The following is a 20,024-nucleotide window of genomic DNA, read 5'->3' as shown; positions in this document are numbered from 1 at the left end:
CCTGCGGATAGTGCGTGGTAGAACCAATCAACGCCGGGGTCATTGCCCGTATCGAAAAAGATTCGTTTCCGGCGATCTCGACGAGCGCAGAGAAACCCCAGTCCTTAGACATCGAACCTTAGACATCGAAGGATCAGTTCCGAAAGCATCGTGCAGGATAGTGATCTGACTTCGGAGCCGGATGCAGCAGCTCTGGCAGGGGCCGTTATCGAAATGAGGATCGAATGTTCTGCTGCGATAATGGACGTCGCTCGAAGCTTCATGAGATTACTCCTTGCGAATAGATGCTATTTTTCGAGAGAACAGCCGGTATCCGGATTGATCATCGGAATTTCTGCCTAGCGGGAACTATCGCACCCAAATGGGGGTCAAAGTTTGGCGCTTATTTACAGGCGAGTAGCTCGCGTGCTTTCAATCGGCAAGCAGCAGGCGTCTTGGAACGTAGTTGACCTTCTCCGCTTTTTCTCTGTGATCGCCGGAGGAATGCGGTGAAATCGAGTGGGCAGCTATCGCGTTGGCACTTGCCACCTCGACGTTGGCGGCCTCGGCCCAGCCCGTCAGATGGACCAGATACAACATCCCCGAGAGTGGCACCTCCGTTGACCTTCCGTCCTCGATATTTACCGAGGCAGCGGGCCGACCCGACGGTTACGGTCAACGCTTTCAAACCGCCGACGGACGCGCAGACCTTACTTTCCAGGCCGCTCCGAACGTCGAGAACGATTCCCCCGCTACCTTTCTGGCAAAGAAGCATCCGCCTCCACGCATTCAATACAAGCGAGTGACGCCACGGTTCTTTGCGGTCTCCAGCTACAAGGGCGACAAGGTTTGGTACAACCGCTGCAACTTCTCCGGAGGGCTGGTCCATTGCGTCCTGATCAACTATCCCGCCGACGAAGAGCGCGACTGGGACAGGATCGTCACTCGCATCAGCCTGTCGCTCAGCGGCAAATAGCTTCTCCACAGGCTCACGCTGACATCTTCGCACTCCCGCCGTTCAAAGCGCGCTCAGGTCGTCCGGGACTTCGCCGAACTTGCGAATGCGGTGGCGTCTCCGAACTCGCCGGTCGCAGGATCTCCACTGAACGCGACCGAGCCTAGGATGCCGGGCTTGCGAGACAGCACCTCGGCATGCATCACGGCGGCATTGGCCGAGAAGCACTCCGTCGCCTCGCCGGCGGCGATGCCATCGTCGGCGGCAACGAAGGGCAAGGCGACGTAGTAGGTGACTTCACTTCGGCCATGTCAGTCGTACCAATCCTTCCGATCGCGCGGGACGTCGAGCCGGCGGCGCGAGTAGCCGGCGGAAACCGAGGCCCGTAGCTCCACGATCTGTGCCTCCAGGAAGCCGTTAGCGACAAGCAGCGCTTTGACCGCTTCTCGCGCATCTCCGCCGCAGGCGGCGATGGCCTGGTCAGCGGCGGCCTCCACCTCGAAGGTGGCCGGTTTGGATGGCTTGGGTCGGGTCATCGGAGTATGTTCTCATTTTGTTCGCAAGAGTCAAGGCTGCGCGGCGTGTGCCATGGCGCCTCGCTGGGCGAGGACAGCGGCGGCAGTGTCGGAACTGGATGGCATGGTTCGTCTTGACTCCGAGTCCCCGTACCTGGAGCGTTGCGTACCCATGGCCCCCCGCGCGAACTGGAAAGGCTTCCTGCGCCTCTCGCTCGTCACCTGCCCGGTGGCGCTCTACCCGGCCACTTCCGAGAGCGAGAAGATCTCGTTCAACCAGCTGAACCGCCAGACTGGCCACCGCATCAAGTACCTCAAGGTCGACGCCGACACCGGCGAGGAGGTCCCGAACGAGGACATCGTCAAGGGCTACCAGCTGGAGAAGGACCAGTTCATCGAGGTCTCCAAGGAAGAGCTTGAGGAGATCGCGCTGGAGTCCACACGGACCATCGAGATCGACGAGTTCGTCGACAAGACCGACATCGATGCGCGCTACCTGATCCGCCCCTACTACATCCGCCCCGACGGTAAGGTCGGGCACGACGCCTTCGCGGTGATCCGCGAGACCATCCGCGAGATGGACAAGGTCGCGATCGGGCGGGTGGTGCTGACCAACCGCGAGCACATCATCGCGCTTGAGCCGATGGACAAGGGCCTGGTCGGCACGCTGCTGCGCTATCCCTATGAGGTGCGTAGCGAGCAGGAGTATTTCGACGAGATTCAGGACGTCAAAGTCACCAAGGATATGCTCGATCTCGCCCGGCACATCGTGAATCAGAAGGCCGGCCGGTTCGACCCCGAGAAGTTCGAGGACCACTACGAAACCGCGCTGATCGACCTCATCAACCAGAAGCGCGCCGGCAAGCCGATCACCCCGAAGGAGCGTCCGCGCGGCGAGAACGTCGTCGATTTAATGGACGCGTTGCGCAAGAGCGTCGGCGGCGCAGCCGCGGAGAGCAAGGCAGCGAAAAAGCCGGCCAAGAAAGCGAAGAAGGTGGCGGCCGGCCAGAAGGAAATGCTAATGCCGATTGCGGGCAAGAAGGCGTCCGCCAAGGAGCCGCCAGCGAAGAAGCCGGCGGCTAGTCGACCGCGGAAGTCGGCGTGAGGGGCAGACTAGCGCCCCGGTTGGCTTCCGGTTAACTCCATTTCCGGTCCCCGATTGATCGGTCGGCGCCTACGGCGCAAGCCCTTCGGCGGACGTTTTGTGCAAGCGGAGCGGCGTCCAGGTCGAATACTGCGCGGAGCCCTTCAAGAACGATGGTACCTTCGTTTCAGGAATCGCCAAAAACCTGAAGCGCGGCATGGCCGCTGAGTGGAGTCGAGAGCTCTCGGTTAAGGTGCACGCGGGATACTGCCGGGTGGCGAGCCTCGGATACCGGGTCGGCGCTCCTGTCGGCTACGGCCTTCGACGGTTGATGGTCGATGAAAGCGAACATCCGAAGGGCCAGCTTGAGAAGCGGCAGTACAAAGCTCTGCAGTCGGATCGCGTTCGGCTACAGCATGGTTCTGCCGAAGAGGCGGACGTCATCCGATGCATATTCGATCAGTTCGTCAACGGCCGGAAATCGTACAGCGATATCAGGCGCCAACTGAATGACGCGTGCATCGCCAATCACAACGGTCGGCCTTGGACCGACGGCATGATACCGACCATTCTCGCCAACGAAAATTATATCGGCAAGACTCTCTACAATCGCACCTCGCGACGCTTGGGGCAGAAGCTCGTCAAGAATCCGGATCACGCGTGGGTCCGCGGCGCTGCGGCAATCGAGTCGATCGTCGATCCTGGATATCTTTGTTCGTGCCCAGAAGCTGCTGGCCGAGCGGCGCGTGGAGATTCCCGAAGATGAAATGTTGTTGCGACTGCGTCTTACGCTTCGCCGACGAGGGAAACTCAACTCTCGCATCATCAACACGACGCTTGGACTCAATCACGTCTCGTCGTACGTCAAGCATTTCGGGTCGCTGCGGAAGGCCTATGCGCTGATCGGATACGTGGCGTCGCGCGACTGCGACTGGCTCGACACCAAGGAGCTTTGGGCCCCCGAGCAAGCGAGGCACGCCATCGAACTTGCGGAGATTCTGAGGGCCGACCTTGGTCTTCAGGTGGAGCTTGTTCAGGACGGTATAGGCCTCGATGTCGGGGGCGCGCGCCGGGTTTCGTTTCTCGTCGCGCGACGACTGGCGCATCGTGGAGAGGACCACGCGCCGCAGCGGAAAGCCTACAGAAGGCAAATCTCATCAGGACTGCTCGCCGTGATGCGGTTGGATGCGGCGAACAAGGCAATCGAGGACTATGTGCTCTTGCCATTCCCGCTGAAGGCAGGACGCTATGTCTGGCTCTCATCCGATTCCCTCAGCCGATATTGCGGGGCGCTTTACGCCGGAAAAGGAGCGTTGTTCAGAGCGATCAAGGCGAACTTGGCGAGATCCAACCATGCCGCCCCAACCAGGTCAGTGCCGCTGAACAAGCAAATGAAGCAAGGCCGGCCCAAAGCCAAGGGCTCCGGCGGGCGGCGCCGACAGTGCGGAGATACAGAATCGCTCCAATGAACGTACCGTAGTTCCTCCGGAAGTGGCATTCAGCTTCGCGATCTTCGAAAGTTCCGAGGAAGCGTCGAGGTCATTTGCCACCGGACTGGCTCCTTCGTTTGCCAGGACCAGCACCTTATGAACCACTGTTTTGCCCGACGGAGCAAACATAATTCGCGTTATCAGAATATTGTTCTGGACACGCCCTCTAACTGGCTTGTTGGAAGGAAGCGATCTCCGACGGTTCGCAGCCAGCACCGGCCTCAGAGGAAACAGGTTCGTCGGCGTGCAACGCCGGGGGCGAGTAGTCCAGCGCCATTCTCCGCGTGACCGGTTTGGGCATCGGCATCGTCACGCTCGCCGACAAGCAAACCTACACGGCTGAATCGGTGGACGCCGATCCCACGGACGTGGCGCTGTTCGGCACCTGAGGGGGATGATCCGCGCTCACGGGGAATCCTCACCCCGCGCTTCATGACTCCGTGCGTCGGCGTAATCGCCCTCGGGAAGCCAGCGGCCGCGGGCGGGTCGAAGGGCTAATTCTTACTCCGCGAAGATATCGCGTATTTGCCGGCTGATCGCCTTGTAGACCTCGAGCGCGGCTTCACAAAGATCAGGTCCGGACACTGCCTTTTGGCGGTGACGGACGCCATCGCCGAGCGGACTCCGAACTTGCGAGCCTCGTAGCTCGCCGCAGCGACAACGCCGCGCCCCGCCGAGCCGCCGACCGCGACCGGCTTGCCCCGCAGGTCCGGATCGTCCCGCTGCTCGACCGACGGGTAGAAGGCGTCGATGTCGATGATCTTGCGGTGGGAAAGGCCGGCGTCGGGTCGGCCTTCGGCCAGTGCATCCGTCTCTGCGGTTCCGTCCTTCGCTCCGGCTTGACAAATAAAGCTGTCAGAACAAAAAAGGAACGATAAAACCGTATTTGGCTGGTCGTTGAGAACAGATTCGTTGGCCGGAATCGATGGAAACCCGTCGCGTCAAATGAAGCCTACCACCTTGCCGGTCTACTACTATCTCGACCATTTCGTCGAAATGCTCCACTTCGTGGAGAAAACGTATGGCGAGATCCTCACCGACGAGCACCGCTCGTTTACCGCGCGCTTTCGCGGCCTGTCGAAGGACGCGCAGTGTCTGCTCATCCGAATGGTCAACCGGCGGGGAGCGATCTTCAATCGCGCGCTCTTTAAGTACCCCGAGATCACCAGCCTCGATGCTGCGGCTCGTGACCTGATCGACTGTGGCCAGGCGCGCGGCCTGCGAGCCGAGGACTACTCCGCCTTCCTCCTTTGCCTGCCGAAGACCGCACTTCTCGACGGCGCCCGTGCGGCGGGGTTCGGCCGTGACATCCGTACCTCGTGGTCGAAGCCCGTGCTTGCCGACTTCTTCGTCGCCGCGATTCCGTTCGATCTTGCAGCAAGGCATTGCGGCGCCCGCGGCTTCATCGCGCTCGACAACACGCGATCGATCGAGTTCCTGCTGTACCTCTATTTCGGGAAGACGGCCGACGATCTCAAGAACTTTGCTCTGCGCGATCTCGGTGTACTGCGCACGAACAGGGAGACGTCGTTCAGCGCCCGCTTCGCCGACGCCGACGAAGCGCACGCGTGCTTTCACTACAGCAAGGTGCTGGACCGCATCGAGGTTCGCTCTGCCGACATCTTCCAAGCGGCGGCTGCGGCGATCCTAACCGGGCCCCCGCGCACGACCGAATACGCCGCCGACCTTGCTGCCCGTGCCGCGTGCCAAACCGGACAGTTCTTCGAAAAACAGGGCGACAAGGATCTGGCAGAACGGCTCTATCGTTTCGGCGCCTCGGCCGATTGTCGCGAACGCCTCGTCCGTTTGCTGTACGCAAAGAGCGACAAGGACGCGGCCGAGAATCTGCTGCGGGACATGATCGACGACCCCGAAAGCGACGACGAGCACCTCTTCGCGACGGATTTCTACGCGCGCAAGTTCGATGGACGGCGGACTGGTCTGTGCACCGAGTTGCTGCGGTCGGGTCGGACAATCATTGTCGATGACACGCATCGCGGGAATCCCGAGGCGGGCGTCGCCGGCGTGCTGCGACGCCAGGGCGGACAGGTCTACTTTGCGGAGAATACGCTTTGGCACACGCTGTTCGGGCTGTTGTTCTGGGATGAACTTTTTGAGTCAGGCCAGCTTCACAGCGGCTTCGACCGGATCCCGCATTGCCTTCGCGACCGGACGTTCTATCGCCGGTTCGCCTCGCAGATCGACGGCAGGCTCGCGGAGGTCAGATCCGGCAATGCGCTTCCGATCATCTTGCGCACTGTCGCCGCCAAATGGGGCCGGCCCAACGGAATCTTCGCCTGGGACCACGTTCAGATGGGCGCGTTGCGTGCCTTGCTCGAAGGCGCCGGCGCGGATGGCCTGGCAGAGATTCTTCGGGCGATGTGCGAAGACTTCCGCGGCATGCGGGACGGCTTCCCCGACCTGATGCACGTCCGCGACGGCAAGGTGTCCTTCCTCGAGGTCAAGGCGGAAGGCGACGCCTTACGACGCAACCAGTTAACCCGCCTGCGTCAACTCGCGAATGCAGGTATTTCGGCTGAGATCGGCCGCGTGGATTATCGGTTCGACCCGGAGCAGGATTACGTGGTCGTCGACATCGAGACCACGGGAGCTTGGTCGTCCGGTGATCGCATCACCGAAATCGGCGCGGTCAAGGTCCGCAACCATCAGGTTGTTGATGAGTGGCACTCGCTTGTCAATCCGCAGCGGCCGATCTCCTCGAAGATCGTCGAACTGACCGGCATCACCAACCAGATGGTTCGGGACGCGCCCGTGTTCCACGAAATCGCCGACAGTTTCATGGCGTTCATGGGCGACAGTATCTTCGTCGCCCACAACGTAAACTTCGACTACGGCTTCCTTTCATTCGAGTACGAACGGCTTGAACGGCGCTTCCGCTTTCCGAAGCTGTGCACTTGCGTGGGAATGCGACGTCGATATCCGGGGCACAAATCATACGGACTCGAAAAGCTGTGTGCGATCTACGACATCGAGCTCGAAGAACCACCATCGTGCGCTGTGCGACGCTCGGGCAGCGGCCCGGCTGTTGACTCTCATCAACAAAAAGCGCGACGACGCCGTCTCGGCGGAGGCGGAGCACGCCGCTTAGTCGCATTCCGGGCAGGTATCACCTATGCCTTCCAACACTTCTGCAAGCGCGTTGAGGGCTGACTGCGGCGAAATATCGGGCGGCGGATCGCGCTTGGCGATATCGAAGGCCCGTTCGCGCGCGTGCGGATCGGCGCGGTCCTTCGCCCAGCCGTGCTCCTCGCATTCGTGGATGGCGCCGGCCTCCTGCAGCACGTGGATGGCCCAGCCGCGCAGTGTACGGATCGCCGGTCGCCTTTCCTCAATCATCAGCATCGAAATACTCCTGCCATGACGAATCCTTGAGGCCGCCGGCTCGTTCCTGGCGGTTAGCATGGGGCAGGGATTCGCAATCGGCAGAGCTTCCGATTGTCCACCTGTTCCGTGAGCCTGTGCAGAACCCTAAGAGGTCGGCGCCGGGTCTTCCTTGACGCCACGGGCCACGATTCGGAGCGTCCCGTCCGGCAGGGGCCGCTGCAGCTGGAGGGCTTCGTCCGCGAGCGCGCTCATCCAGGTCTCGACTTCCTCGGTCGTCGTCAGGATCACCGGCATCGCCTTCGGATGGATGGCGCCAACCTCGGCATTCGGCTCCGTCGTGAGGAACGCGTAGAGGTCGTTCGTGGTCTCGCCTTCCTTGACCTTCCGGACCGACGTCCAATTGGTCCAGATGCCGGCGAAGCACGCGAGCGGGCGGCTCTCGTCGAGGCCGAACCAGATGTCGCCACCCTCGGCCTTGTTGAACTCGCTGAAACTGTTGAACAGCCCCACGCACCGGCGATCTGGACCCAACCACCTCGTCCAGTGCTTCGACTTCCCGTTGCGGATGTTGGTGGTCCACGAGTCCGGCTCCATCCGGAGCAGTTGCTTGAAGTCGACGGGGTTGTCCCTGGCTTCGAGTTTCGCGGCGCGCTTCTTTGTGGCCTCCAACAGCGCTTGCTGCGACGACGGCATAGCTCGCGGCCATTGGCGCCGGTCCGGACGATCGGCGCCTTGTAGTCCGGAAAGACGCCCGGCATCGGCGCGAGGTTGCCGACGTACCGGTTGACGACGCGGAACAGCGCGCTGATAGCGGCTTGGTTGGTGGTGATCGAGTAGAGATTATGCCGATGTCGGCATAATAGAGAGCGTTTTTAGATTGGCGGCGCGTGGTTCGGTACCCATCACGAGCACTCGCGAGGGGCGCCGGTAATCTAAAAACGTGTTGGACGAAGCCGCGGGCACGCCGCTGCAGCTATGGGTGTTGAATCACTGCGCCGTTATTTGTGGACGCCGTGATCTGGACTGGAGACAAGTCCAAAGTGGACATTATCACGAAAGTACTGGGTGGAAGCGACATCTGGGAAGCGAAGTAGCCGACAAATGCGAAGCGCCGGAGGTTTGACGTCGGAAGAACGACAACAGGGCATCTATCGGCTGCCACGGCGGCCGGAAGAATCCCGAAAATGGAAGGTGGCGGTTCTTGGTTGATCGAGGTCTCGCATCAAGAAGTGTCCGGTGAACGAGTTGAACGAACCTGGCTGCGAGACCTCGACGCACACCATGTGGCCTTTTTGAAGGAAGGGGCGCATCAGTTCAATATACCTGGACGCTGACGCATCCTTGATGCCACGTTCAAGTATCAAGTAACCTCGGTATCGCGCCAGGGCCGCTTCAAGCACTCCGCTGGCCGGAGGCAACAAAGCCGCAGGTGCGATCCCAAGACCGCGCAGGTAACCGAGGATCGGCTGCATCGCTCTGATAGAGCGAAGAAAACTGTAACCCGCTTCATGACGGCTGCGCTGAAACCGCTCTATTTCGTTTGCGCATAGTTCCCCTACATCGAGCCCCTCGCTCACAAGCCAATTGCTCAGGTGGTTTAGCAGCAATAAATGAAAGCGGGCCTGCTGTGGGCTATAGCCTTGTCGTGTCATGTGGTCGGCAAACCCAGTCGCGAATGCCGAAAGCGGGCCCGAAACCCTAACTCGTGACAGATCAATCAACATCAAAGCCTTCCTGTGGCGACACTTTAAAGCGACTCGGCTAAGTGCTTGAGTTTGCTGATTCCTGCATTTTGCAAACGACTCGATCAGCGGTGCTTTCGTTTTGAAAACGACTCGATCCTGCAAGTCGTTCGAGACGCTGCGGAATTCGCCCCGTTTTTTGTGTCGGCGGGCGCTCGGTCCGGCAGCTTCGGCTCAGTCGCTGATAGTCCTGGTTCAGGACGAAGTTGAAAGCCGTATTCGCATGATGTTGCCGGCGATCGCTCGATCGAATTCGCTCCGGCTCGCCAGGGTCAACCGAAGGCGCGTCAGGGCTACTCGTAGATGCTGGCCGCATGCAGCAGTCGAGCAAGGACGGCGTAAGGCATGCTTTCCCGCTCATGCCCGTCCAGGAGGCGGCTTTGGCCAAGGGGGCTCGGCCCTTGATGGTCTCGCAGCACAGCTGCGAAAGCTTCGAGATATTGGTCCAGCGTAACCTGCTCCCATTCCTCCGGATGCGCCAGCAAGTGCTCGCGGAGACTCTCCACATAAGCGGAGAGCTCGGACGCATTCGAGGGAGCGGCATCGATAAGCCGGTGACTCATGTCAGCACCCATCTCTTCTGCGTACCCTGACCGATTGGCCAACTAACTAACTCTCTACTCTCCGAGACCGAGACCGCCGGCGAATACGCCGTCATCTGGTCCCGCTGACCGGCCAAAGACGCCCCCCTCCACCGAGCGGGGCGTCTCCCCTGCAATCCCTGTCAGCTTGCGGGATTGCTCGCCGTGACGATCCACGTCGCGCTGTCGATCATCACCGACCGCTCGCCGGGGCGGCCCGCGAAGGCGGCACGAACCGCGGCCGAGGCGCGGGCGCGGATGTCGTCGGGCTGATCAGCGAGCGCGCGCGACAGCGGGCCGACCTCGAACGTCATCTTCACCGCGTCGTCGATCGCCGCGTCCCGCGTCGCGCCCTCGCCAAACGGGACGGAAGCATCGAAGGGCGCGATAGCGATATTGGTGAACCCGGCCGCCGTCAGGATCCGACCCACCCGCCCCCGGTCGCCGAACGAGAATGGACCGGGCGCTTCGGGATCGGGCGGCGCCGTCGGCGGGACGATACCTTTGATCGCGCCCATCGGCAGGCGCATCCAATCGTTCTCGGTCGCGCCGCGCCAGCAGACGAATGCGACCCGGCCGCCCGGTTGGAGCGCGCGGCGCATATGCGCGAACGCCCCTGTCGGATCGTCGAAGAACATCACTCCGAAACGCGAGAACAGGATGTCGAACGCGCCCTCGGGCAGCTCGGCGCTGCTGGCGTCGGCTACCCGGAACAGGGCCGGCGTATCCTGTGGCGCAAGCGCGCGCGCTCGGCCGATCAGCGGTTCGGATATGTCCACGCCCAGCACTTGGCCCCCAGCGCCGACGCGGGCGGCCAGAGCCAGACTCGACGCGCCCGCGCCGCAGCCGACGTCCAGCACGCGCTCGCCCGTCGCGGGCGCGGCGGCTTCGATCGCGGCCTGGCCGAACACCGCCAGCCTGGCGTCGAGCCGGGCCTGGTGGGCGACCCAGCGCTCCCCGCTTCGGCCATTCCAGTCGGCGACCTGATCGGCATTGTGCTGTGCCATGACATATCCTTGTTCTGGCCCGGTCACTGGGCGCAGTGGCGACCGCCGGGGACTTCCGAGACGATGCAGTTCATCCGGCCTATAAGCGAAAGATTACGGCTTGCGCGCGTCTGCCTTCTGAAAGTCGTCCTGATGCGCGCGCACGAAGTCCTCGATCGACATCGGCGACACACCGGTCAGCAGGTTCACATCGTCCGAGGATCGGTCGTATCGGCCGTCCCGGTGCAGCAGTGCCATCGACTCCAAGTGCGCGACCACGTGTGCGGATGCGCCAATGGATCGCAGGCTCTCCAGCCACGGTTCCAACGGAATGTTCATGTAGGTGATTGGACGCCCCAAGACTCTTGTGAAATCTTCGGCGACCTCGCGAAGAGTCTCCGCACGGGGACCGGTCAGCTCGTAAACCTTTCCAAGGTGAGACTCGGGATTCGCCAACACCTCTGTCACGCACCGCGCAACATCGTGGGCGGCGATCGGCGACGTCTTTCCCTCTCCGAAGGGCAATATCAGCGCGTCCTGAGCGGTGACCGTCGGAACGGCAAATCGCCAGAAGAACGCGTCCATGAAGGCGGTGGGACGCATCGTGACCACCGGCAAGCCGCTCCACCGCAAGACCTGCTCGGCCAGCCAGTGCTGCTTGTGCTGCGGGCTGCGCGCGGTCTCGCGGATGCTCATCTCCGAGACCGTCATCTGCGACATGTTGACGAATGCTTCGACGCCATGGTGCCGGGCAACCACCGCCACGTTTGTCGTAGCCTCGAGATACTTCTCGTTGACCGACATGCTGAAGTACAGGCGCTTGCAGCGATCCACGGCGCGGTGCACCGCGTCCAGGTCGAGCAGATCTCCGACGATCACCTCGGCACCAAGTGCCCTCAGCGATTCCGCCCGGCCGTCATCCTGGCGGACCATGGCGCGCACCTTCAGCCCGCGCTCCAGCAGAGACTTCGTCACGCTCGGTCCGATCGCTCCAACTTGGCCAGCGGCACCGGTGACAAGGATGGGATGGGAGTGTTTCATGTCAAGGTTTCTCCGCGAGACCAATACCGGCGCTCCCGCCGGTGACGAGAATGGTGTGACCGAACAACTTCACTGGCGACTCCTGGAATTGGTGTTGAATTGGTTGACGGGGCTGTTCGAGGCCGATCACCTGGGATCGAGCGAGCGCTCCGCGAGCTTCGTGGCAGCCAGCAGGATCTCGTCCGACAGGGGCGTGCCGGCCACCGCCCGCGACAGGGACAACGCGCCGTAAGCTCTCCCGGATGCCGCGCTTGCGCAACAGAGTGCCCGCGGACGTAACGATGGCGTCTCGGCTGTGCCGTTTCTGCTCGGCGCGACTCACGACGCCACCATGTCGGCGTGAATCGCCTCGACGACCGCGGCGGGGTGGGTCAGCGGGATCATGTGTGCAGCCCCGGGGACAACGACCGTGCGGGCGTCGAACGCCCCCGCGAGCAGACGGCTCACCGACCGCGGAGCGGCCAGCGTTCGCTCGCCTACGAGCACCGAGGTCGGCACCGCGGTCGAGGTGAGCTCGGCGAGCGTGGTCCGATCGGCTTCGCTGGCGGTCATCTCGAGCCGTAGCCGCGGTGCGAGCCGTGCAACCAGCGCACGCTCCTTCTCGCCCAGCGCGTTCCACGCGCCGGCGCCGCTCCAGTGCTCCACCAACAGGCAGGCGGCCGCACCGTGATCCGGCAACGCGCGCATGAACCGATCGTAGAGGGTCTGCACCTCGCGCAGGGCGTCTTCCTCCTCCGGCGCGCGCAGCACGCTGACGACCACAGGATCGATCAACGTGAGCCGCGCCACGCGAGACCCGACGGCCAGCCGCAGGTGAAGTCCGAAAAATGCCCCGAGCGAGTGGGTGACGAGGTGGAACGCGCCGACGCCCTGCATGTCGAGCCAGCTGCGCAGGTGGGCCACCTCGTCCTTTGGCTGCCACGCCTCGCTCGGTGTCGGCGACCGTCCGTAGCCGAGCATGTCGGGAACCACCACCCTGGCGCCGTGCGCCTCAAGACCCGTGCGGACCGTGGCCCAGGAGTGGGAGCCGGTGGCGGAGCCATGGAGGAGCACAATGGGAAGGTCGTCGGTCATCGGAGATCCTGTGGCGCCGGGTGGTACTGCGGGTCAGCCGGCCAGTCGGTTTTCCGTGACACCGGCCCGCAACCTTCAACGGGTAGCCCGCGGCAACCGGAAACCCATTTTCTTGGTGCGCGAGTTTGGCGACGGCGCGAGGCCGCCCGGGACCTTGACCGAGCCAGGCTTGCGGAACCTTCGCACCCAGCCACTGCGCGAGGCTTGCATTGACCTCGACGGGCTTTTCTTGTGCCATCCAGTGCCCTGAGGAGATCCTCTCGATCGTGAGATCGCGACAAAGCTTCTTCATCGGTTCGGTCAAAGGCGAGTTCACGCAGTCGCACGTATAGTCATATTCCGCCTCCAGAAATAGAACGGGCATGTCGAGATGGCCGTCATTCAATGCCTCGAGTGCATAGCGAGCGTTGGCTGCATGATTCATGTAGTGCCGTAAAAGCTCGTTCGCTCGTAGGCGGAGACATAGGCATGCAGGTCGCTCTCGGTGATGACCCGCTCATCACGAGGAAGGTTCGGAGCGGCGCCCTTTCCGCCGAACCCAGCCTCCATCACGGCGAATCTGGGACGACGGCGCCGGCTTGCCTTTCCCATCGGGATTGCCCGCGCGAAAAAGCGTCTTGAAGGTTCCTGCGACGTTCGCCTCCATGGCGCTGGTCAGTTGCCGAACGGATATTCGCTTTGCGGGTACAGATCGCGGTTGACCAGCCCGACGAGCACATCAAGTCCCCGCTCAAACGTGGCATAGGGAATGCACAGGTTGGCGACTGCGAGGCAACCGTCCGGATGGTGGCTGGCGATGTTCCAGACGACCACCGCTCCCCAATCGTGCCCCACCCAGATCGCCTTTTCCTTACCGAGAGAGTCGAGCAGCTCGATCATGTCGGCGACGATTTCGCGCTGGGCGTAGGCGTCGTGCGTGCTGTAGAGCGAGGACCTTCCATGCCCCCGCAAGTCCGGTGCGATCGCCCGGAAGCCGAGCGCACCGAAGATTGGAAGCTGATGCCGCCAGCTCAATGCAAGTTCTGGCCAGCCATGGACGAAGATGACCGGCGTGCCTTGGCTCGGGCCGCTTGCAAAATAGAAAGTGCTGTTGCGTGAACCGTGGAAAGTGTTCTCTGTAACTTGAACCGGCGACATCGGAGCGCTCCGCTCTGAACTGTGCTCTCAAACCAGCATCGACTGCTGGGCGAAGATACCCGCCATCGCGCCCTGCGATGATGCCAGGGTGACCGAGGGCAAGAAGGGCGTGGCGAGGTCGCCGGCGGCGTAGATGCCGGGCATGCTGGTTTGGCGGCGCTCGTCGACCTTGAGGGCGATGCCGAGGGGCGTATCCACCTTGGCGAGGCCCAGTGATTCATGCAGGCTTGCGGACGGCTTATTGCGCGGATGGGCGAACAGGATGTCGACCGCGACATTGCGGCCGGTATCGAGATTGACGGTAGCGATATGGCCCCCATGATGGACGATCCCAGTGATCCGGCCATCGACGACAGGTATGTTGCGGCGCGCCAGATCGGCCTGGATATCAGGCGGAATGTCGTGACCATCGGCGAAGACAGTCAACTTGTCGGTCCAATCGTGGAACAGCCTGACAGACTGGTGCGACTGCGGGCCGGACCAGACGAGGCCCCAATGGTGGCCGGCGACTTCAAAGCCGTCGCAATAGGGGCAGGGCACGATGGACGTGCCCCAGCTTTCGGCAAAGCCCGGAACATCAGGCATCTGGTCGGCGACGCCATAGCTCAGGATCAGGCGGCGCGCCCCAAGGCTTTCGCCATCGCCAGTGAGGACGGAGAAATCGTCGATGGCGCCGGAGACGCTGTCGGCCCGGGCACTGACCAGCCTGATCGTGGGATAACGCGCCAGCTGCTGCCGCGCCTCGGCCAGGATGTCCAGCGGTGGCTTGTGATCGTGACCGAGCAGGCCATGCGAGTGGCCGGCGAAGCGGTTGCGCGGCAGGCCGGTATCGAGAACGGTGACCTTGCGGCGGGCACGGCCGAGCTGCAGGGCGCCGGCGAGACCGGCAAAGCTGCCGCCGATGATGATGACGTCATCCATGGTGATAAGCTCCGTGTTGTGGATGGAGGGGGTTGGGCTGGCACGAAATATCGTCCAGCGACACGCGCTCGAGACGGGCAGCGAGCAGGGCTTCGGCATCGACGAGAAAGTCGCCCATCACTGTGTTGACCGGCCGGACAATGCCGCATTCGATATCGCCGGGCGGCCCCGGGGAAACTTGATTTGGAGGACAGGTTGAAACCTACCCATTGGCTTGCACATTTCAGATACTACATGGTATCGTAATTCAAGAATTAGAATACTGTCAAGTACTGGAATTGTCGTGACTGAAAACAGCCAGGGCCGGCGCGGCCGGCCCGCCAACCAGGCGCTCGGCCAAACGATAGTCGACGCCGCGTGCGAACTCTTTGTGGAATTGGGTTTTCAAGCGACGACATTGGACAAGGTTGCCCAGCGGGCGAAGATATCCAAGCTCAGCATCTATCGGCACTTCGAGAACAAGGAGGCGCTGTTCAGCGCGGCCATCGCGGCCGGCTGCCATCAGTTGTTTGCACCACAGGCCCTTCTTGAAGGCGTCGACGGTTCGGTCGAAGATCAGCTCATGGCGGTGGGATCATCCCTGCTTCGCACGCTGTTGAGATCAGACGTCCGCAGTGTCGAAGCCATGGTAATGGCCGACAAGACCAATCAAAACTCGTTAAGCAAGCTCCATTACGAAGCCGGCCCCGCCCATGTCATCGCTCAAATCGAGGCCCTGTTGCGTCAGTTGCACGCGAAGGCGGTTCTGAACGTGCCCGATCCTCTCCGGTCCGCCCGCTTGTTTGCCGCGCTTTTCAAAGGATCCGATCTCCTGATTATCGCACGCTTCGATGAGGCGAGAGCAGAGGACGACAACGAAATCGAATCCTATTGCCGGTCGGCCGTCGCCATGTTCATCGCCGCGCACGGTGGCAACGACCACGCGGGCGGATATTTGCCTGCCCCAAGGTCAAAAGACAAAATTTGAATCGTGCGTGACCGATGTTATCAAATAACCGAGACCGGAGACCGGTGGAGGCTGAAGAGCTTTCGATTGGCGACAAGATCGCGGAAAAATACGCTTGTTGAACTATCGGTTGCGATACCAGTCCGCACGATGATTCCCGCGCGCCCACCCGCTCTTGTCAGTTGGGAAAATAGCTCCGCAAATAATGCGTATGTGTTCACGTCGCCGGTGCCAATCAGCGGGAATCGATCTGTCTTGCGTACAAACACGCTGGCAGCTTCGGACGCGCGTTTCGACATTACGGTGACAGTGCACAAACATCCCATCAAGCGGAAGCGGCGAACCCTCGGCAGCGCATTTCCCCGAATCCAGTCCGCCTTCGCCCTGCGGGCTTCGGCTTGACAGCCTTCGTTCCCTTCGCTGGGAGTTCGTGGCACGGACTTGCCCAGCCGGAGCTCGCGAAGCGGGCTTCTTTAAGTGTCCGCATAATTCGGAAAAATGAGAAATTCTCCGATGAACCCTCCTCTGCCTTTTCGCGCTCAGAATCTGCATGGAGAAAACCGTGTTGGGTTTGGCGAACCAAAACCAGCGGACTATGAAATCGAGTTACTCTTAAAGCTTAAAGCCGGGGATCGAGTCACTCTATTGGGGAATCGAGGTGCGCGCACGGCGACCCGCTTAGCCGCATTTGACGTTGCGCAAAGTCGAAAAAGCCCCCCTCGACTCCTTCGCATTCGCACTGGGGTCAGAAAAATTAGGCGAAATAGCTGAGCGGCATCAGTGACCTATAAAATCGAGTCACTCCTAAAGGCGGCAATCGAGTCACTCTTATAGCGGAATCGAGTCACTCTTTCGGTGTCGGCACACTCCCTTCGATTGGCAAGAGGGAGGCTATACGCTGTAGCCATCAATCGGATTATGCCGACTCCATCGCAGCGATCGCCGCCGCCCGAGCCCGTTCTGAGCCAATGGTCGGCATAATCCAGAGGTCGGCATAGTAGAGATTGCACATGAACCGAACCCGCAGCCCTATTCCAAATCTTCGCTGCGCTCCGGATGCTGCAGCGGCGGAATGACGATCATCGGTACTGATCGCAGCGGGCCTCGCATCCAGTGCAGCGTTCATAGAGAGTCAGGCTCCTGTAGCAACAGCGCTCGCTATTACATCAAGAAGCTCGAATGTCTTGTAGTTGAATCATTTCGGACGCAGTTCAACCATCCCAAGGGTTTGAAGGGTTACCTGAAGGCGTACCATGAAGAACGAAGCCGCGTTGAAGCGACGGCGCGCCGAGACCGCTCAAAGTTAGAGAGGGACCGGGATACTGCGCGGAAGGAGCAGGGTAGATTTTTATCGGCAATCGCCAAGGGCCTCATCACTGATGACGAAGCCGCAGGTCTCTTGCAGTCACTTCGTTCGGATAAAGAAGGATGCGAGCGAGGTGCGCCCACCTCGTCCGGTGCCACCATGACAACAGACACGACGGTGATCTGGGCATTGGTCGGCTAAAGGCCCAAGAGGCACGTTCGAAATAGACGCGCCAGCTTAGGCGGACTTGCTTCGGCGCTTCGCAGCGCTCCGGCACATGACGTGGCCCCCCTGAGCAATCAACGATGCACCGACATGTTGAAATCTCCGCCGCGCGCTGACGGCGGAACGAAACGAGAGGCGGACGCAACGCCGGCAAGGGGAAGATCATTTGGCGGCATCGCGATCCTGTAGCGCAAGCTTGAGCCATTCATCGGCAAGCTTAAGCCAAGCCTCTTCATCTAACGGGTTGCGCGCGTTCACCGCGCGGTTTCGGCAGTCCTCTGCCAGCTCTAAATACCTTTCCACTTCGTCCGTCTATGTCGGAACCTGAAGGCCGGGTGAAGTCAGCCACTCATTGAGGTGAGCGGCAACATCCATCTGGCCAGCCTTCCGCAGAAGCTCGTCGCGAGGAATGCTAGGGAGCATACCTGCGGCTTGCATCCGCAAGTTCATCGCCTCTTGCACTAAGCGGAAGTGGAGTGTCGGTAATTTCTTGAAACGTTGCCGCTGCAACATCACGGGGCTCCCAGTTCGATTGGGCGGGAGCGCAAATTGGCGTTCTCATCGCCGATAGAAGCCATCGGCCGGGCGGCGACATCGGGACTAGGCGCTTCTTCTGCGCCTACGTCCAACTAATTCGTATCAGCCGCCAACTGAGGTGGCCCTCATTCAATTGTCTCTGCTGAATTTCGACATGACATCATCTGCGCCCAGAAGGTGTCGGAGCGCGCGCCCGATCAGCCAAGACGCCGCCGCTTTGGCGCCAGTTGCTGGGAACACTACAGTCCACAACTGACATCGACCCAGCTCGTGTCGAGATGTGGTACTTGCCGATCTCCGAGTGATCGAGGACGCACTGGAACAGCTCCGCCTGCCCTCGTACGGCTGGGGCAGTAATCGGGTCCGCCAATTTGCGCGGGCGGACCGCAAACGCCCGAAGTGCACGCCAACGGGATTTTAGTTCCCCAACTATTTAATAAAAAATGAAGAATCTCCTTTCAATCTTAAACCCCGAGTGTGGCAAGCCAGCTACAGCAACGTAGACGTGATCGACGTACCATTGATTGGCAGGTGGGGCAAACACGCCGATTCATTGAACTCGTTATCTCTGGGGAGACTGGAATGAAGAAACTTATTGCGGCTGCGGCCGGAACATTAGCTCTAGGTCTGGCGGCTCCCGCCAGTGCGGCGGATCTCGCTGCGCGTCCTTACACCAAGGCTCCGCCGCCGATGGTCGCCGCCATCTACGACTGGAGCGGATTCTACATCGGCGTCAACGGCGGCTGGGGTACGAGCCGCAATTGCTGGGACTTCGTGACGCCGGTCACCGGCACGCTGGTCACCGATGGTTGCCATGACGCATCGGGCGGCACGGTTGGTGGTCAGGTCGGCTACCGCTGGCAGTCGGCTAATTGGGTGTTTGGCGTGGAAGGCCAAGGCAACTGGGCTGACTTCAGCGGAAACAACATCAGCCCGACCTTGGCGGCTCAGCAGGATCGTACGCGAATCGATGCTTTCGGCCTGATAACCGGCCAGGTTGGCTATGCCTGGAACAATGTGTTGCTCTACGTGAAGGGCGGCGCTGCGGTGGTTAACGACAAATATGACCTTCTCGTCGCACCAGGGTTCGTAGGTGCCGGTACGGTGTTCGGTTCGGCCCGCGAAACCCGCTGGGGCGGAACGGTCGGCGCGGGTCTCGAATTTGGCTTCGCCCCGAACTGGTCAGTGGGCTTCGAGTACAATCACATCTTCCTCGGCAATCGTAACGTCGACTTCACGTTTGGCGGTGCGTTCGTTCAGACCGAGCGCGTCCGCCAGGACGTCGATATGGGCCTCGTGCGCCTGAACTATCGGTTCGGCGGCCCGTCGATCGCCAGGTACTGATAAGCTTCATCAACAAATGTAAAGGCCGGCTCTTTGAGCCGGCCTTCCGCTTTGGGAGGCTCGAAATGAGGAAAACCTACAGGCCAGTCATCCCTTCTCAGCTCGCCGCTCACATTACCGCGCAAAACAATGGCCCCGACGATCTTGCACGTCGGGGCCCTTCGAGATCATCAGGCCGGTTACATCCGCCGTGCCCGCGATCCTTGATGACGCCGATTAGCGCACCCGATCTGGTGCGGACTGTGACGAGGCCGCGGCAGCGATAGGAACACATTGCGCCCGAAAGCGCTCGGCCTCGACCTCGGCCTTGCGCCAGTCTGCCCGCCGCCGGTGCTCAGCCGCCAACGCCTTACGCGCCTCCACATCCCAGATGATCCGATCGATGTCGACGCCGTCCAGCGTGCGCCTGATCCGCAGCACGGTGGACAGCACGATCACGACATCGCCGTAGGGCAACAACAAATCACGCGCAGCGACATCGCAATGCGCGATGAATGTCTCGATCGCTTCCTCGCTCTTGCAGAACAGCAGGGCCAGCTCACGCGCCTGCCGCAGATCATCGGCCGGCGGCTCAGGATCGCGGTCGCTCAGCAGCATTGCTTCGGCAGCCCTTCCGGCCATCAGCTCGATGCACTGATTATATACGCTGGCAAAGACATCAGCGAGCTGTGATCCTCGCCAGCGTTGGGCATCAGCGGAGCAATGGCTTTTCGAGTTGGAGGCATCCCCGCGACCCTCCGCGAACGCCTCGGTATGTCCGACACCCCAGCACAAGCCCTCGTAACCACGGACCGGGTTCGGGTTCACGGTCATGCC

General features: G+C 61.3%; 20 protein-coding genes and 4 pseudogenes. 9 read left to right on the top strand and 15 right to left on the bottom strand.

Translation table 11 applies throughout. From position 1 onward, the window contains the following. Positions 1–411: 411 nt before the first annotated feature. The gene (locus tag IVA82_RS01980) at positions 412–579 is read right to left on the bottom strand and encodes a hypothetical protein (RefSeq protein WP_247383591.1); all 168 of its coding nucleotides are present in this window, start codon (positions 577–579) and stop codon (positions 412–414) included. Here IVA82_RS01980 and IVA82_RS01975 point away from each other — a divergent pair. Further along, positions 509–955: a hypothetical protein gene (locus IVA82_RS01975; RefSeq protein WP_247383615.1), complete on the top strand. Its 447-nt coding sequence runs from the start codon at positions 509–511 to the stop codon at positions 953–955. The two genes, IVA82_RS01980 and IVA82_RS01975, sit on opposite strands and share 71 nt — an antisense overlap. 42 nt (positions 956–997) lie before the next feature. Here IVA82_RS01975 and IVA82_RS01970 read toward each other — a convergent pair. Further along, positions 998–1,212, bottom strand: a pseudogene (locus tag IVA82_RS01970) (hypothetical protein). A 33-nt stretch (positions 1,213–1,245) separates the two neighbouring features. Further along, complete coding sequence (locus IVA82_RS01965; protein WP_247383590.1) at positions 1,246–1,470, bottom strand: hypothetical protein; 225 nt, start codon at positions 1,468–1,470, stop codon at positions 1,246–1,248. Positions 1,471–1,621: 151 nt separating this feature from the next. On the opposite strand from IVA82_RS01965, the gene IVA82_RS01960 reads away from it, so the two are divergent. From IVA82_RS01960 to IVA82_RS01950, 3 genes are all read left to right on the top strand, one after another. Then, entirely contained in the window at positions 1,622–2,554 is a 933-nt protein-coding gene (locus IVA82_RS01960) for a Ku protein (protein ID WP_247383589.1), read from the top strand. A gap of 196 nt (positions 2,555–2,750) precedes the next feature. Next, positions 2,751–3,299, top strand: a complete 549-nt coding sequence (locus IVA82_RS01955) for a recombinase family protein (protein WP_247383588.1) — start codon at positions 2,751–2,753, stop codon at positions 3,297–3,299. Further along, complete coding sequence (locus IVA82_RS01950; protein ID WP_247383587.1) at positions 3,280–4,002, top strand: hypothetical protein; 723 nt, start codon at positions 3,280–3,282, stop codon at positions 4,000–4,002. Before IVA82_RS01955 ends, IVA82_RS01950 begins: the two co-directional genes overlap by 20 nt. A 525-nt stretch (positions 4,003–4,527) precedes the next feature. Here IVA82_RS01950 and IVA82_RS01945 read toward each other — a convergent pair. Further along, positions 4,528–4,826, bottom strand: a pseudogene (locus tag IVA82_RS01945) (DNA polymerase IV); the annotation flags it as partial. 109 nt (positions 4,827–4,935) lie between these two features. Between IVA82_RS01945 and IVA82_RS01940 the strand changes: the two are divergent. Then, entirely contained in the window at positions 4,936–7,194 is a 2,259-nt protein-coding gene (locus tag IVA82_RS01940; protein WP_247383586.1) for an exonuclease domain-containing protein, read from the top strand. Here the strand turns inward: IVA82_RS01940 and IVA82_RS01935 are convergent. The 6 genes and pseudogenes from IVA82_RS01935 to IVA82_RS01910 form a co-directional block, all read right to left on the bottom strand. Next, entirely contained in the window at positions 7,129–7,386 is a 258-nt protein-coding gene (locus IVA82_RS01935) for a hypothetical protein (protein WP_247383585.1), read from the bottom strand. The two genes, IVA82_RS01940 and IVA82_RS01935, sit on opposite strands and share 66 nt — an antisense overlap. 126 nt (positions 7,387–7,512) lie before the next feature. Next, positions 7,513–8,198 (bottom strand): annotated as a pseudogene (locus IVA82_RS01930) (SOS response-associated peptidase family protein). 318 nt (positions 8,199–8,516) lie between these two features. Beyond that, positions 8,517–9,092 carry a hypothetical protein gene (locus IVA82_RS01925; RefSeq protein WP_247383584.1) on the bottom strand — a complete coding sequence of 192 codons (576 nt, stop codon included), beginning with the start codon at positions 9,090–9,092 and terminating at the stop codon, positions 8,517–8,519. Positions 9,093–9,403: 311 nt separating this feature from the next. Then, on the bottom strand, positions 9,404–9,673 hold the full coding sequence (locus IVA82_RS01920) for a hypothetical protein (RefSeq protein ID WP_247383583.1): 270 nt from the start codon (positions 9,671–9,673) through the stop codon (positions 9,404–9,406). A gap of 161 nt (positions 9,674–9,834) precedes the next feature. Beyond that, entirely contained in the window at positions 9,835–10,698 is an 864-nt protein-coding gene (locus IVA82_RS01915; protein WP_247383582.1) for a class I SAM-dependent methyltransferase, read from the bottom strand. Positions 10,699–10,791: 93 nt separating this feature from the next. Further along, positions 10,792–11,718: an NmrA family NAD(P)-binding protein gene (locus IVA82_RS01910; RefSeq protein ID WP_247383581.1), complete on the bottom strand. Its 927-nt coding sequence runs from the start codon at positions 11,716–11,718 to the stop codon at positions 10,792–10,794. On the opposite strand from IVA82_RS01910, the gene IVA82_RS01905 reads away from it, so the two are divergent. Further along, the gene (locus IVA82_RS01905) at positions 11,717–11,950 is read left to right on the top strand and encodes a hypothetical protein (RefSeq protein ID WP_247383580.1); all 234 of its coding nucleotides are present in this window, start codon (positions 11,717–11,719) and stop codon (positions 11,948–11,950) included. The genes IVA82_RS01910 and IVA82_RS01905 overlap by 2 nt on opposite strands. 86 nt (positions 11,951–12,036) lie before the next feature. Here the strand turns inward: IVA82_RS01905 and IVA82_RS01900 are convergent, their stop codons facing one another. From IVA82_RS01900 to IVA82_RS01885, 4 genes are all read right to left on the bottom strand, one after another. Beyond that, on the bottom strand, positions 12,037–12,792 hold the full coding sequence (locus IVA82_RS01900; protein WP_247383579.1) for an alpha/beta fold hydrolase: 756 nt from the start codon (positions 12,790–12,792) through the stop codon (positions 12,037–12,039). A 420-nt stretch (positions 12,793–13,212) separates the two neighbouring features. Continuing rightward, positions 13,213–13,383, bottom strand: coding sequence for a hypothetical protein (locus IVA82_RS01895; RefSeq protein WP_247383578.1), 171 nt, complete (start codon positions 13,381–13,383; stop codon positions 13,213–13,215). 63 nt (positions 13,384–13,446) lie between these two features. After that, entirely contained in the window at positions 13,447–13,929 is a 483-nt protein-coding gene (locus IVA82_RS01890; protein WP_247383577.1) for an alpha/beta fold hydrolase, read from the bottom strand. A 27-nt stretch (positions 13,930–13,956) separates the two neighbouring features. Then, positions 13,957–14,850: an NAD(P)/FAD-dependent oxidoreductase gene (locus IVA82_RS01885; protein WP_247493136.1), complete on the bottom strand. Its 894-nt coding sequence runs from the start codon at positions 14,848–14,850 to the stop codon at positions 13,957–13,959. Positions 14,851–15,133: 283 nt separating this feature from the next. On the opposite strand from IVA82_RS01885, the gene IVA82_RS01880 reads away from it, so the two are divergent. The 3 genes from IVA82_RS01880 (at position 15,134) to IVA82_RS01870 (ending at position 19,208) form a co-directional block, all read left to right on the top strand. After that, a complete protein-coding gene (locus tag IVA82_RS01880) occupies positions 15,134–15,817 on the top strand; it encodes a TetR/AcrR family transcriptional regulator (RefSeq protein WP_247383575.1) in 684 nt (227 codons plus the stop codon). A 1,051-nt stretch (positions 15,818–16,868) separates the two neighbouring features. After that, the gene (locus tag IVA82_RS01875; protein ID WP_247383574.1) at positions 16,869–17,303 is read left to right on the top strand and encodes a hypothetical protein; all 435 of its coding nucleotides are present in this window, start codon (positions 16,869–16,871) and stop codon (positions 17,301–17,303) included. 1,143 nt (positions 17,304–18,446) lie between these two features. Next, positions 18,447–19,208 carry an outer membrane beta-barrel protein gene (locus IVA82_RS01870; RefSeq protein WP_247383573.1) on the top strand — a complete coding sequence of 254 codons (762 nt, stop codon included), beginning with the start codon at positions 18,447–18,449 and terminating at the stop codon, positions 19,206–19,208. A 216-nt stretch (positions 19,209–19,424) separates the two neighbouring features. On the opposite strand, the pseudogene IVA82_RS01865 reads toward IVA82_RS01870, so the two are convergent. Next, a pseudogene (locus IVA82_RS01865) lies at positions 19,425–20,024 on the bottom strand (hypothetical protein); the annotation flags it as partial.

It is taken from the genome of Bradyrhizobium sp. 142, from assembly GCF_023074015.1.
Taxonomy (GTDB): domain Bacteria; phylum Pseudomonadota; class Alphaproteobacteria; order Rhizobiales; family Xanthobacteraceae; genus Bradyrhizobium.
Note: the sequence above shows the minus strand (reverse complement) of the source record. Positions and strands in the feature narration are given on the sequence as shown.

What these genes read in the sequence shown, in the direction of transcription:
- IVA82_RS01895 (WP_247383578.1), bottom strand. Translation starts at nt 13,383, where the DNA reads ATGGGAAAGGCAAGCCGGCGCCGTCGTCCCAGATTCGCCGTGATGGAG.
- IVA82_RS01955 (WP_247383588.1), top strand. Translation starts at nt 2,751, where the DNA reads ATGGCCGCTGAGTGGAGTCGAGAGCTCTCGGTTAAGGTGCACGCGGGA.
- IVA82_RS01925 (WP_247383584.1), bottom strand. Translation starts at nt 9,092, where the DNA reads ATGTTGATTGATCTGTCACGAGTTAGGGTTTCGGGCCCGCTTTCGGCA.
- IVA82_RS01875 (WP_247383574.1), top strand. Translation starts at nt 16,869, where the DNA reads ATGACGATCATCGGTACTGATCGCAGCGGGCCTCGCATCCAGTGCAGC.
- IVA82_RS01915 (WP_247383582.1), bottom strand. Translation starts at nt 10,698, where the DNA reads ATGGCACAGCACAATGCCGATCAGGTCGCCGACTGGAATGGCCGAAGC.
- IVA82_RS01965 (WP_247383590.1), bottom strand. Translation starts at nt 1,470, where the DNA reads ATGACCCGACCCAAGCCATCCAAACCGGCCACCTTCGAGGTGGAGGCC.
- IVA82_RS01910 (WP_247383581.1), bottom strand. Translation starts at nt 11,718, where the DNA reads ATGAAACACTCCCATCCCATCCTTGTCACCGGTGCCGCTGGCCAAGTT.
- IVA82_RS01885 (WP_247493136.1), bottom strand. Translation starts at nt 14,850, where the DNA reads ATGGATGACGTCATCATCATCGGCGGCAGCTTTGCCGGTCTCGCCGGC.
- IVA82_RS01890 (WP_247383577.1), bottom strand. Translation starts at nt 13,929, where the DNA reads ATGTCGCCGGTTCAAGTTACAGAGAACACTTTCCACGGTTCACGCAAC.
- IVA82_RS01870 (WP_247383573.1), top strand. Translation starts at nt 18,447, where the DNA reads ATGAAGAAACTTATTGCGGCTGCGGCCGGAACATTAGCTCTAGGTCTG.
- IVA82_RS01960 (WP_247383589.1), top strand. Translation starts at nt 1,622, where the DNA reads ATGGCCCCCCGCGCGAACTGGAAAGGCTTCCTGCGCCTCTCGCTCGTC.
- IVA82_RS01920 (WP_247383583.1), bottom strand. Translation starts at nt 9,673, where the DNA reads ATGAGTCACCGGCTTATCGATGCCGCTCCCTCGAATGCGTCCGAGCTC.
- IVA82_RS01935 (WP_247383585.1), bottom strand. Translation starts at nt 7,386, where the DNA reads ATGCTGATGATTGAGGAAAGGCGACCGGCGATCCGTACACTGCGCGGC.
- IVA82_RS01980 (WP_247383591.1), bottom strand. Translation starts at nt 579, where the DNA reads ATGTTGTATCTGGTCCATCTGACGGGCTGGGCCGAGGCCGCCAACGTC.
- IVA82_RS01900 (WP_247383579.1), bottom strand. Translation starts at nt 12,792, where the DNA reads ATGACCGACGACCTTCCCATTGTGCTCCTCCATGGCTCCGCCACCGGC.
- IVA82_RS01905 (WP_247383580.1), top strand. Translation starts at nt 11,717, where the DNA reads ATGTCAAGGTTTCTCCGCGAGACCAATACCGGCGCTCCCGCCGGTGAC.